Source organism: Micromonospora sp. (assembly GCF_048594385.1).
In the GTDB taxonomy this organism is placed as follows: domain Bacteria; phylum Actinomycetota; class Actinomycetes; order Mycobacteriales; family Micromonosporaceae; genus Micromonospora; species Micromonospora wenchangensis.
The window spans coordinates 1-11936 of sequence record NZ_JBMDWU010000020.1 but is presented as its reverse complement, the minus strand read 5'-3'; the positions used below and the strand labels follow the sequence as shown (position 1 = coordinate 11936).

Here is an 11936-nt window from a genome sequence, read left to right as displayed (position 1 = left end):
ACCGGACCACAGCGTAGTCGCCGCACGGTGTCGTCGCCGTCCGGTCGCACCAGGGGTGCGACCATGGCCCTGGTGCCCGACGGAGGATGCCGGACGACACGAGGTGGAGGTGAACGACCATGACCGCAGCGGTGTTCGGCCACGACGGACCGTGGACCGAAGAGGAGTACCTCTCCCTCGGCAAGACGTCCCAACGCGTCGAACTCTTCGACGGGAGCCTCCACGTGACCCCAGCCCCGACCCCCCGCCACCAGAACATCTCGGGAGAACTCCGGGCCGCACTACGGCAGCCGGCCCGCAGTGCGCACCTGCGGGTCCTGGAGGCGGTCAACGTCCGCCTCAAGCCGGGTCGGATCACCATTCCCGATCTCGTCGTCACCGGCGAGATCGACTTCGACGAGGTCTACATCGAGGCGCACGACGTCCACCTGGTGTGCGAGATCATCTCGCCCGGCAACGCGGCGACCGACAAGGTCCTCAAGATGCACTATTACGCCAGCGCCGGGATCGAGTGGTACCTGCTGATCGAGCAGCAGAACGGCAACCTGCACCTCTACCGGCGACACGGCCGGCACTACCTGGAGCAGACGGTCGCCAAGGTCGGGGAGTCGCTGGAACTCACCGAGCCGGTCCAGGTGCGCCTGCGACCCGAGGATCTGCTGCCCTGACGGATGTCGGTGGACTGGCCTAGGGTCGGTCCATGACCGAGTTCGACGCGGCAGCCGCAGCCGTACAGGCCGCTCTCGACGCGGGTGCCCGGTATGCCGACGCCCGGGTGATGCACCGGCGCTACGAGTCGATGTCCGCGCGCAACGGCGCGATCGAGGAGCTGACCCAGGACGAGAGCCTCGGTCTGGGCGTACGCGCGCTGGTCGGGTCGGGGTGGGGCTTCCACGCCGTACCCGAGCTGTCCGACGCGGCGGCCCGCGCGGCCGGCCGGCGGGCCGCGGAGGTGGCCGCCGCGAGCGCCCGGGTCGCCGGCCCACCGATCACGCTGACCCCGGCCGAGCCGGTGGTGGCGAGCTGGTCCTCCGACTGCGCGGTCGACCCGCTCGGCGTGCCGCTGTCCGACAAGGGCGACCTGCTGGTCCGGGCCACCGAGGCGGCGCGTGGTCAGGGAGCCGACCTGGCCGAGGGGCTCTACCAGATCTGGGACACCCGCAAGTGGTTCGTCTCCAGCGAGGGACACCGCATCGACCAGCACATCCGCGAGTGCGGCGGCGGCATCTCGGCCACCTCGATCGGCGAGCACGAGACCCAGCGCCGCTCCTGGCCGAGCTACCGGGGCCAGTACGGCACCACCGGGTGGGAGCTGGTCGAGTCGCTCGACCTGACCGCGCACGCCGCCCGGATCGCCGACGAGTCCCGGGCGCTGCTCACCGCCCCGCAGTGCCCGGCCGGCGAGACCGACCTGATCCTGGGCGACGAGCAGCTCGCGTTGCAGATCCACGAGTCGGTCGGGCACGCCATCGAGCTGGACCGCATCCTCGGCTGGGAGGCCGCCTTCGCCGGCACCTCCTGGCTCGACCTGGCCCAGCTCGGGTCGCTGCGCTACGGCTCCGAGCTGATGAACATCACCATCGACCCGACGATCCCCGGCGCGCTGGGCAGCTTCGGCTTCGACGACGAGGGCTCCCCGGCGGTCCGACGCGACGCGGTACGCGAGGGCCGCTGGGTCGGGGTGCTCGCCGGCCGGGACTCGGCCGCCGTCGCCGGCCTCAGTTACGGCGGCAGCGTACGCGCCGACGGCTGGGCCCGGCTGCCGATGGTGCGGATGACCAACGTGGGCCTGGAACCCGGTCCGCACACCCTCGACGAGATCATCGCGGCCACCGACGACGGGGTGCTGATGGACGTCAACCGGTCCTGGTCGATCGACGACCGACGGCTGAACTTCCAGTTCGGCTGCGAGATCGCCTGGGAGGTGCGCAACGGCCGGCGCGGCCGGATGCTGCGCAACCCCACCTACACCGGCATCGGTCCGCTGTTCTGGCGGTCGATGGACATGCTCTCCTCCGAGATCGTCCCGTGGGGCACCCCGAACTGCGGCAAGGGCCAGCCCGGCCAGATCGGGCACACCGGGCATCCGGCGGCGCCGGCCCGGTTCCGGGGCGTCCGGGTGGGGGTGCGGGCATGACCGGCCTGCGGGACCCCGGGGCGACCGAGCTGGACGTCGCCGCCCGGGTGGTGGAGCTGGTCCACGAGATGGCCGGCCCGGCCGCCGAGGCCGAGGTCACCGTCGTCCGGCACGATCTGGCGTTGACCCGGTTCGCCAACTCGTTCATCCACCAGAACGTCGCCGAGTCGCAGGTGACGGTCCGGCTGCGGGTGCACGTCGACGGTCGGACGGCCGCCGGGGGCGGCAGCCTGGTCGGCCCGGACGGGCTGCGGGCCCTGGTCGGACGGACCCTCGCCGCGGCCCGGCTCTGCCCGCCCGATTCGGCCTGGCCGGGGCTGACCCCACCGTCGGCGGTGCGCTCCAACGGCCTGCTCGACGAGGCGACCGCCTACGCCGAGCCGGCGGCCCGCGCCGACCGCGTCCGGGCCTTCGTCGACGCGGTGGACGGGCTGGAGGCGGCCGGGTACTGCCGCACCTCCTACCGGTCGGCGGCGTTCGCCAACTCGGCCGGCCAGGCGGCGCAGGGGCGCACCACCGAGGCGGCGATGGACGGCATCGCCCGCACGGGCGGCGCGGACGGGGTGGCCCGGCTCTGCGCCGGTCGCCTCGACGAGGTGGACGGCACGGTCCTGGGGGTCCGGGCGGCGGCGAAGGCACGGGCCGCCGCCGACCCGGTCGAGCTGCCCCCGGGCCGGTACGAGGTGGTCCTCGAACCGGCCGCGGTGGCCGACCTGTTGCAGAATCTCGCCTGGTACGGCTTCAACGGCAAGCGGCACGTCGAGGGTCAGTCGTTCGCCCGCCCCGGCACCGCCCAGTTCGATCCTGCGGTGACCCTCCTCGACGATCCGACGTACGGCGGGGCGATGCCGTTCGACCTGGAGGGCACCCCGCGTACGGCGCTGACCCTGGTCGAGGCGGGCACCACCCGCGCGGTGGCCCACGACCGGCGCAGCGCCGCCGGGGCGGGCACGTCGTCGACCGGCCACGGGGCGCCGGGCGGCGCCACCTTCGGCCCGATCCCCCGCAATCTCCGGATGCCCGGTGCACCCCCGACGGCGGCCGACGGGGGTGCGGGCGGTGGCGCGGCGGGCCCGCAGGGCGGTGCGGTGAGCCGGCAGGGAGGCGGCGGCTCGGTCGCGGGGGCGGTGGCGGACGCGGACACCGCCGCGCTGGTCGCACCGATGACCCGGGGGCTGCTGGTCAGCGACTTCTGGTACACCCGGGTGCTCGATCCGAAGAGTCTGGTGATCACCGGGTTGACCCGCAACGGGGTGTGGCTGGTCGAGGACGGCGTGCCGGTGCGGGCGGTGCGGAACTTCCGGTTCACCGAGGCGTACCCCCGGGCGTTGGGGCCGGGGGCGGTGCTCGGCCTCGGCCGGCGGCCGGTCCGGCAGCCGGACCGGTTCGACGGCGGCTGGTGGGAGGGGCCGCCACTGCGGCTGGCCTCGTGGAACTTCACCGGCGGTGCGTCGGGCTGACCGGTGCCGCAGCGCCCGCGCGGCCGGCCCCGCAGCCGCCTGACGTCCACGGCACATTGATCATGGCTCGGGTCTTTCCAAGGTGCGGGACACACGGGACACTGCGTTGCGCGGCCCGATCGTGATGATCGGCGTAACGTGTGTCACTTAGCTGCGCCGATGTCCCGGCGCGGCTGCCTGCTTGCGCACCACGCGGCAGTGGACACGGTCCGGCCGGTCCACTGACCGGCACGGAACGTGAACCGCCGCCCGCGAGGGCCCGTCCCGTCAGGAAGACGACTCGAATGACATCAACGGCAACGAAGCCGCGGGGGGCGCGGGCGCGCGCCGCCATCGCGGCGAAGACGTTGCGGACCGACCGCTGGTGGTTCGCCCCCCTGATCACCGTCGTCGGGCTCAGTGCCTGGGTGGCGTACGCGACCGTCCGGGTGTTCATGCACAAGTGGTACTGGGTGGACCAGTACCACTACCTGACGCCGTTCTACTCCCCCTGTGTGACCGACCGGTGCGTCGAGGGCTCCTCGCACTTCGGCAGTTTCCTGCCCGGCTGGTGGATCATCCCGGACGCGGCGCTGACCCTGCCGTTCCTGCTGCTGTTCCGGTTGACCTGCTACTACTACCGCAAGGCGTACTACCGGTCGTTCTGGCTGTCGCCACCGGCCTGCGCGGTGCCGGACGGGCACAAGTCCTACTCCGGGGAGACCCGGTTCCCGCTGCTCGGGCAGAACCTGCACCGCTACTTCTTCTACGCCGCCGCGATCATCTCGCTGATCAACACCTGGGACGCGGTCCTCGCCTTCCACTCGCCGGAGGGCTTCGGCTTCGGGCTGGGCAACATCATCCTGCTGGGCAACGTGGTGATGCTGTGGGCGTACACCATCTCCTGCCACTCGTGCCGGCACATCATCGGCGGGCGGCTCAAGCACTTCTCCGCGCACCCGGTGCGGTACCGGGCCTGGACGTTCGTGTCCAAGCTGAACACCCGGCACATGCAGCTCGCCTGGATCACCCTCGGCACGCTGGCCTTCACCGACTTCTACGTGATGGCCATCGCCGCCGGCTGGTTCAGCGACCTGCGGTTCATCAACTAGAGGGCGCGGCGACATGACCACTACCACTCGCATCGAACGACACCACTACGACGTCGTCGTGATCGGGGCCGGCGGCGCCGGCCTGCGCGCGGCGATCGAGGCCCGGCTCGCCGGCAAGAAGACCGCGATCATCTCCAAGTCGCTCTTCGGCAAGGCGCACACCGTGATGGCCGAGGGCGGCGCGGCGGCCGCGATGGGGAACGTGAACAGCCGGGACAACTGGCAGGTGCACTTCCGCGACACCATGCGCGGCGGCAAGTTCCTCAACAACTTCCGGATGGCCGAGCTGCACGCGAAGGAGTCGCCGCAGCGGATCTGGGAGCTGGAGACGTACGGGGCGCTCTTCGACCGGACGAAGGACGGCAAGATCTCCCAGCGCAACTTCGGCGGGCACGAGTACCCGCGGCTGGCGCACGTCGGCGACCGGACCGGCCTGGAGCTGATCCGCACCCTCCAGCAGAAGATCGTCTCCCTCCAGCAGGAGGACAAGCGCGACCTCGGCGACTACGAGGCCCGGATCAAGGTGTTCTCCGAGACGACCATCACCGAGCTGCTGCTCGACGGCGACCGGGTGGCCGGGGCGTTCGGCTACTACCGGGAGTCCGGCGAGTTCATCCTCTTCGAGGCGCCGGCGGTGGTGCTGGCGACCGGCGGGGTCGGCCGGTCCTACAAGGTCACCTCGAACTCCTGGGAGTACACCGGGGACGGGCACGCGCTGGCGCTGCGCGCCGGGGCCACGCTGATCAACATGGAGTTCCTCCAGTTCCACCCGACCGGCATGGTCTGGCCGCCCTCGGTGAAGGGCATCCTGGTCACCGAGTCGGTCCGGGGTGACGGCGGCGTGCTGAAGAACTCCGACGGCAAGCGGTTCATGTTCGACTACGTCCCCGACGTCTTCCGCAAGCAGTACGCGGAGACCGAGGAGGAGGCGGACCGCTGGTACACCGACCCGGACAACAACCGGCGTCCGCCGGAGCTGCTGCCCCGCGACGAGGTCGCCCGCGCGATCAACAGCGAGGTCAAGGCCGGTCGGGGTACGCCGGCCGGCGGCGTCTACCTGGACATCGCCTCCCGGCGTTCGGCCGACGAGATCCGTCGCCGGCTGCCGTCGATGTACCACCAGTTCAAGGAGCTGGCCGACGTCGACATCACCGCCGAGCCGATGGAGGTCGGGCCGACCTGCCACTACGTGATGGGCGGCGTGGAGGTGGACCCGGACTCCGGGGCCGCGTACGGCACCGTGCAGGGACTGTTCGCCGCCGGTGAGGTCTCCGGTGGCATGCACGGCTCCAACCGGTTGGGCGGCAACTCCCTGTCCGACCTGCTGGTCTTCGGCAAGCGGGCGGGCGGGCACGCGGCGTCGTACACCGATCAGTTGACCTCGCGCCCGAAGGTGCCGGTGAGCGCGGTGGAGACCGCCGTGGAGGCGGCGCTGGCGCCGTTGCAGCGGGACACCGGGGAGAGCCCCTACACCCTCCAGCAGGACCTCCAGGCGGTGATGGGGGATCTGGTCGGGATCATCCGCCGGGAGGGTGAGCTGGTCGACGCCCTGCGCCGGCTGGCCGAGCTGCGCGAGCGGGTGGCGAAGGTGAGCGCGGTCGGCGGCCGGCGCTACAACCCGGGCTGGCACCTGGCGCTGGACCTGCGCAACATGCTCGTCGTCTCGGAGTGCACCGCGAAGGCGGCGCTGGAGCGGCAGGAGTCGCGCGGCGGGCACACCCGGGAGGACTTCCCGACCATGGATCCGAGCTGGCGTCGGGTCAACCTGGTCTGCGCCCTGGACGGCGACACCGTCCGGCTGGAGCACAAGCCGCTGCCGAAGATGCGGGCCGAGCTGATCGGCCTCTTCGACCGTACCGAGCTGGCCAAGTACCTGACCGACGAGGAGCTGGCCGACTTCGACGCCGTCGGTGAGGAGGCGAACTGATGGGAAGCAAGAGGGATTTCCGCATCTGGCGGGGCGACGAGACCGGCGGTGACCTCCAGGACTACTCGGTCGAGGTGAACGAGGGCGAGGTCGTCCTCGACGTCATCCACCGGCTCCAGGCCACCGACGCGCCGGATCTGGCCTGCCGGTGGAACTGCAAGGCCGGCAAGTGCGGCTCCTGCTCGATGGAGATCAACGGCAAGCCCCGGCTGAGCTGCATGACCCGGATGTCGACGTTCGAGGAGTCCGAGACCGTCACGGTCACCCCGCTGCGCACCTTCCCGGTGATCCGGGACCTGGTCACGGACGTCTCGTTCAACTACGAGAAGGCCCGGGAGACGCCGGCCTTCGCCCCGCCGGCCGACCTGGCGCCGGGCGAGTACCGGATGCAGCAGGTCGACGTGGAACGCTCGCAGGAGTTCCGCAAGTGCATCGAGTGCTTCCTGTGCCAGAACGTGTGCCACGTGATCCGCGACCACGAGGAGAACAAGCCGGCCTTCTCCGGCCCCCGGTTCTTCATCCGGGCCGCCGAGCTGGACATGCACCCGCTGGACGCGAAGACCGACCGCAAGCAGTACGCGCAGCAGGAGCAGGGGCTCGGCTTCTGCAACATCACCAAGTGCTGCACCGAGGTCTGCCCCGAGCACATCAAGATCACCGACAACGGGATCATCCCCATGAAGGAACGGGTCGTCGACCGCAGGTACGATCCCCTGGTATGGCTCGGTAGCAAGATCTTCCGTCGGGGCGAGACGCCCCCGAGCACCGCGAACAGCGGGGGAAAGGGGTCCGTGGTGCACAGCGGCGCCCGTCAGGCTGGAGTCCACTCGCACGCCGGAGGCTCCGGCGACCCGGCCGCGGAGGCCCAGGCCCAGCAGGGCGTGAACTGGCACCGCGAGGTCCCGCACCCGACCATGCCGGCGGTCGACGACCGGGGCAAGCTCCCGCTGACGGAGTTGACCTTCGACCGGGCGGCGGCCCCGTCGCCGTTCGGTGACGACGTCACCTTCCCGCTGCCGCCGGAGCACCTCAACTTCGCCCACCCGAGCCAGGACGAGAAGCACTGAACCAGCCCGACGGGCGCTGAACCGGCACGACAGGCACCGAACCGGCCTGACGGGCACCGGACCGGATGAACGGCACCGGGCCGGGACGGCCGGCATCGCTACGGCGTGACATCCGCCGGAGCGGGCACGACGAGGTCGACGGGGGTCGACGGCACACGCCGTCGGCCCACGTCGCCGTGTCGGCCGGGCACCCGCCGCCGTCAGCCGGCGGCCAGCAGCGGGCGGAGGGCGGCGACGATGGGCACGTCGGCGGGGAGCCAGGTGACACTGTGCAGTTCGTCGGCGGCGAGCCAGCGCATCGCGGAGTGTTCCAGCGCGCGGGGCTGGTCGCCGTGCAGCAGACGTGCCGCGTACACCTTCAGCACCGACCGGCCGTGGGCCATCCGGACGTCCCGGCCGACCCGGTCGCCGACCTCCACCCGGACGGCCAGCTCCTCGGCACACTCGCGGACCAGCGCCGCCGTCTCGCTCTCGCCCGGCTCGACCGTGCCGCCGGGAAACTCGAACATGCCGGCGACCTCGGGGGGCGCGGTACGCGCGCAGGCGAGCACCCGCCCGGCGGAGATGATCGCCGCTCCTACGACCACCCTCGGCTCACGCCGGTCGGTCGGTCCGTTTCCGCTACGCCGTTCGGTCTGCACGGGCGTCCAGCGTGCCAGATCAATCGTCGGTTTGGGTACCGTCGCCGACCGGTAGGCCAATAAGAGACGGAAGTGTGGGCGTGGACACACCGCCATGAGGCCGACAGACTGTTAACACCACGAGGACACGGGACGGCGACGATTTGGCCACAAGCCGGCAACGGCGCCTGGGAGGTGCGGTGATGCGCGCGCTGTTCACCAGTCGAAGCAAGCACGACTATCTCAGTGACGCCCTCACGCTCCTGCACGGGTGGACCCGCGACGGAGAGCAGATCCGCCGCACCCTGGTCATGGATGACACCCAGCACGCGGCGCTGACCGAGCGGGTCAAGGTCGTCGCGGACGCGCTGCGGCTGCGACCGGACATCAGCCGGCGGGACACCGAGACCCGCATCCGGGTCGGGCACGGTGACGGGGAACCGCTCACCGAGGGTGAGGTGCTGCTCGCCGCCCGGATCGAGGACGCGTACCGCGCGGTGATGGCGGACTGAACGCCCGGCGGCGACGCAGGCCCGCCCGCTTGCGCCATCGTCGACCCCCGTCGTCAGCCGTGTCCCCGCCGCCAGCCTAGAGCCGTTCGGGGCACGGGCCGGTCGGCGGAACGTCCGACCCGTCCGCGCCGAGTGGCCGGAACACCACCCTCGGTCGGCTCAGCGCATCGGCTCACCCTGCGCCGTCGGCAACCCCAGCGCCTGGCGTACGGCCAGTTCGGTGGCCGGGTCCGGATGCTGCCCGGCCTGCGCGACCACCTGGAGCAGCCGGCCCCGGTCGGGTTCGCCGTCGGCGTCCCGCCAGGTCGGCTCGTCCTGCTCCATCTCGGTGAGCAGCCGCTCCATCGCCGGGCGGACCGCCTCCGGCCAGGTCTCCCGGCGCAGCCGGAACCACATGTCGGTGTGGATGGTCTCGGCCCGCCGCACCGCGTCCCGCAGCCCGGCCGGGGTGCTGGTCGGCGCGCTGGCCACCAGGGCGGCCCGCACCTCGGTCCAGTCCCGGCTGGCCAGCAGGTAGCCGAGCTGCGCCGGGTCGAGCACCGTGGTGTCCATCCGCAGCGACCGGGACAACCCGCCCGGGGCGGTCAGGTAGCAGGTGATGGTGGGGTCGGTGGACCAGTCGACCCGGGTCGGCAGGTACCAGCTCAGCCGCACCTCGGCCGGCAGGCCCAGCGGGTCCACCACGTAACTGCGCTGCCGCTGCCGGCAGAGCGTCTCGGCCCGCTGGGAGAGCACCGCCGCGCCGGGGTACCGCTCGTCGGCGGAACGCTCGTAGGCGGGGAAGTCGTCGACGTACTCGGCGTGGTGCGGGGTGTCGCAGGCGACCCGGGTGACCTCCTCGGGCGCGGTCCGGCTGGCGGTGGCGCCGGACGGCACCCGGAAACAGTCCCCCACCCGCAGCCCGCGTAGCCCGGGGTCCGGGTCGGACCCGGTCATCGTGACGCCCAGGGCCACCAGGCCGGCCAGCACCCAGCCCCCGAGCAGCACCAGCCCGGCGATCACCAGGCCCCGGCCCCGCTCGCTGTCCCGCCTGATCCGGCGCAGCGCGAAGCCGGCGGTGACCGGCGCCAGCACCCCGCCGAGCAGGCCCAGCACCAGCGTGACCACGGCCAGCCGGTTCAGCCGGCCCCGGGCGGCGGGACGCTGCGGCCACGGCTCCCAGTCGGGCACGGCACCCGACGCCCGGCCCACCTCCGCGTCCCCGGTGCCGGCCGGGGCAGGGTCGCCGCCCGGGGCCTCGCCGCCGACAGGGGTTGGAGGTTGGGCGGCGGGGACAGCCGCAGCGGGCGGAGTCACGTCAGCACCGGTGGGGGACGGGGTCGCCGCGTCGGCCGGGGCCGCGTCGTCGGCGCCGACCGAGGTGTCCGGCGGCTCCGGCCGCGACTCGTCGGCGGGCTGCGTCTCGGAACGTTCGCTGGTCACACCGCTTCCCTCCCCCGTCGCCCGCGTCCGGCCAGGCATGGGGAGACTAGTCGACCGGGCTGACGGACGGGCACCGGCCGACACTGGCGCCCACTTCCTACCGTGGAACCCATGGCAAATGTGACGTACGACCGCAAGGAGCAGTTCCAGCAGATCCGCAGTGGACTACTCGACGGGGAACAGATCATCGCCGTCTACGACGCCATCGGCACCGGCACCGGGTTCATCGGCCTGACCGACCGGCGGGTGATCATCCAGGACCGCTCGTTCGTGGGCAAGAAGTTCGCGATCACCAGCATCCCGTACTCGAAGATCACCAGCGTGAGCGTGGTGAGCAACAAGTCGTGGGGCGGGGAGTTCTTCTCCACCGGCGCGATCGCCGTGCACGTCGGCACCCACACCTACGAGGTGGAGTTCCGGGGCGCGCAGAAGAGCCACCACGTGCACAACGTGATCCTGCACTACATCTCCTGACCACCGGCCCGCCCGCCGACGTGTCCCGGCGGCCGGCTCACGGCCGCCGGGCGGGACCACCCGTGGCGATCAGGGCGTCGAGGATGTCCCGGGCCGCGGTGAGCCGCTGGATGGACGCGGTGATCCGGGCCCGTTCCCCGGCCAGGCCGTCGAGCAGTTCGGGGCAGGTGGGGGCGAGCACCGTGGTGTCGTCCGGCACGCAGGGCAGGATCTCGGCGATCACGGCCGTACCGAGCCCGGCCGAGAGCAGCAGCCGGATGTGCCGCACCGTGGTCAACGCCTGCTCGCCGTAGTCGCGGTAGCCGCTCGGCCGCCGTTGCGGCCGCAGCAGACCCTGCTCCTCGTAGTAGCGCAGGGCCCGGGTGCTCACCCCGGCCCGCCGGGCCAGTTCACCGATCCGCATGCCGCACAGCAGACCGCGGACTTGACCTTCACGTCAACGAGAAGGTCTACCGTCCCCGGCATGAGCGATCGACAACTCACGCACCGTACGCCGGTGGCGGTGCTCGGCCTGGGTCCGATGGGCCGGGCGCTCGCCGCCACCCTGATCTCCGCCGGGACGCCGACGACCGTCTGGAACCGTACGCCGGACCGGGCCGGCCCCCTCGTCGCGCTCGGCGCGACGGCCGCGCCGACCGTCACCGGGGCGGTCCGGGACGTCCCCGTCGTGATCACCTGCCTACGGGACCCGGCGGCGGTCGGCCCCGTGCTGGCCGCCCACGACGACTGGGCCGGGCGGACCGTCGTCGACGTCACCACCGGCCGGCCGGACGAGGCGCGGGCGCTGGCGGACTGGGCCACCGGGCACCGGGTCGACCTGGTGAAGGGCGCCATCCTGTCCCCGACGCCGACCATCGGCACACCCGCCGCCACGGCCCTGTGGTGCGGCAGCCGGTCCGGCTTCGACGCCGTCCGGCCCGTCCTGGCGGCCTTCGGCGGCACCCCCGCATACCTCGGCCCGGACCCGGGCGCGGCGGCGGCGTACGACCTGGCGCTGCTCGACCTGTTCGGCACGGCGGTCAGCGGCCTGACCCACGCCTTCGCGCTGGCCTCGGCCGAGGGCATCGCCCCCCGGTCGTTCGCCAGGTACGCGGCCGGGATCGCCCCGATGCTGGCCGAGATGACGGCCCGCTTCGCCGACCAGCTCACCGAGGACCGGTTCCCCGGCGACCGGTCCACCGTCGCCTCGGCCGGCGCGGGCCTCGGCCACGTCATCGCGACCACCG

The 11936-nt window shown here is 72.3% G+C and carries 12 protein-coding genes; 9 read left to right on the top strand and 3 right to left on the bottom strand.

The genetic code is table 11. The features are described from left to right. Nucleotides 1-119 precede the first annotated feature (119 nt). The 6 genes from ACOJTC_RS01010 (at nucleotide 120) to ACOJTC_RS00985 (ending at nucleotide 7682) form a co-directional block, all read left to right on the top strand. Nucleotides 120-668, top strand: a complete 549-nt coding sequence (locus tag ACOJTC_RS01010) for a Uma2 family endonuclease (RefSeq protein ID WP_420115375.1) — start codon at nucleotides 120-122, stop codon at nucleotides 666-668. A gap of 32 nt (nucleotides 669-700) precedes the next feature. Beyond that, complete coding sequence (locus ACOJTC_RS01005; protein ID WP_420115374.1) at nucleotides 701-2137, top strand: TldD/PmbA family protein; 1437 nt, start codon at nucleotides 701-703, stop codon at nucleotides 2135-2137. Further along, entirely contained in the window at nucleotides 2134-3597 is a 1464-nt protein-coding gene (locus tag ACOJTC_RS01000; protein WP_420115373.1) for a TldD/PmbA family protein, read from the top strand. The genes ACOJTC_RS01005 and ACOJTC_RS01000 overlap by 4 nt, the downstream gene beginning before the upstream one ends. Before the next feature lie 284 nt (nucleotides 3598-3881). Beyond that, nucleotides 3882-4688 (top strand): hypothetical protein, encoded by an 807-nt coding sequence (locus ACOJTC_RS00995; protein ID WP_088644275.1) that lies wholly within the window; start codon nucleotides 3882-3884, stop codon nucleotides 4686-4688. A gap of 13 nt (nucleotides 4689-4701) precedes the next feature. Then, nucleotides 4702-6615 carry a fumarate reductase/succinate dehydrogenase flavoprotein subunit gene (locus tag ACOJTC_RS00990; RefSeq protein WP_204924977.1) on the top strand — a complete coding sequence of 638 codons (1914 nt, stop codon included), beginning with the start codon at nucleotides 4702-4704 and terminating at the stop codon, nucleotides 6613-6615. Further along, nucleotides 6615-7682, top strand: a complete 1068-nt coding sequence (locus ACOJTC_RS00985) for a succinate dehydrogenase/fumarate reductase iron-sulfur subunit (protein WP_204924976.1) — start codon at nucleotides 6615-6617, stop codon at nucleotides 7680-7682. Before ACOJTC_RS00990 ends, ACOJTC_RS00985 begins: the two co-directional genes overlap by 1 nt. Nucleotides 7683-7882: 200 nt before the next feature. On the opposite strand, the gene ACOJTC_RS00980 is transcribed toward ACOJTC_RS00985, so the two are convergent. Then, complete coding sequence (locus tag ACOJTC_RS00980) at nucleotides 7883-8323, bottom strand: (deoxy)nucleoside triphosphate pyrophosphohydrolase (protein ID WP_420115372.1); 441 nt, start codon at nucleotides 8321-8323, stop codon at nucleotides 7883-7885. Nucleotides 8324-8505: 182 nt separating this feature from the next. Between ACOJTC_RS00980 and ACOJTC_RS00975 the strand changes: the two genes are divergently transcribed. Continuing rightward, a complete protein-coding gene (locus tag ACOJTC_RS00975) occupies nucleotides 8506-8814 on the top strand; it encodes a 4a-hydroxytetrahydrobiopterin dehydratase (protein ID WP_088647517.1) in 309 nt (102 codons plus the stop codon). A 159-nt stretch (nucleotides 8815-8973) separates the two neighbouring features. On the opposite strand, the gene ACOJTC_RS00970 is transcribed toward ACOJTC_RS00975, so the two are convergent. Beyond that, nucleotides 8974-10236, bottom strand: a complete 1263-nt coding sequence (locus ACOJTC_RS00970; protein ID WP_420115371.1) for a septum formation family protein — start codon at nucleotides 10234-10236, stop codon at nucleotides 8974-8976. A gap of 111 nt (nucleotides 10237-10347) precedes the next feature. Here ACOJTC_RS00970 and ACOJTC_RS00965 point away from each other — a divergent pair, with 111 nt between their 5' ends. Further along, nucleotides 10348-10710 (top strand): PH domain-containing protein, encoded by a 363-nt coding sequence (locus tag ACOJTC_RS00965; RefSeq protein ID WP_088647519.1) that lies wholly within the window; start codon nucleotides 10348-10350, stop codon nucleotides 10708-10710. 37 nt (nucleotides 10711-10747) lie between these two features. Here the strand turns inward: ACOJTC_RS00965 and ACOJTC_RS00960 are convergent, their stop codons facing one another. Beyond that, nucleotides 10748-11113 carry a MerR family transcriptional regulator gene (locus ACOJTC_RS00960; protein WP_088647520.1) on the bottom strand — a complete coding sequence of 122 codons (366 nt, stop codon included), beginning with the start codon at nucleotides 11111-11113 and terminating at the stop codon, nucleotides 10748-10750. A 60-nt stretch (nucleotides 11114-11173) separates the two neighbouring features. Here ACOJTC_RS00960 and ACOJTC_RS00955 point away from each other — a divergent pair. Next, a partial coding sequence (locus ACOJTC_RS00955) for an NAD(P)-dependent oxidoreductase (protein ID WP_420115370.1) occupies nucleotides 11174-11936 on the top strand: 763 nt, incomplete at its 3' end.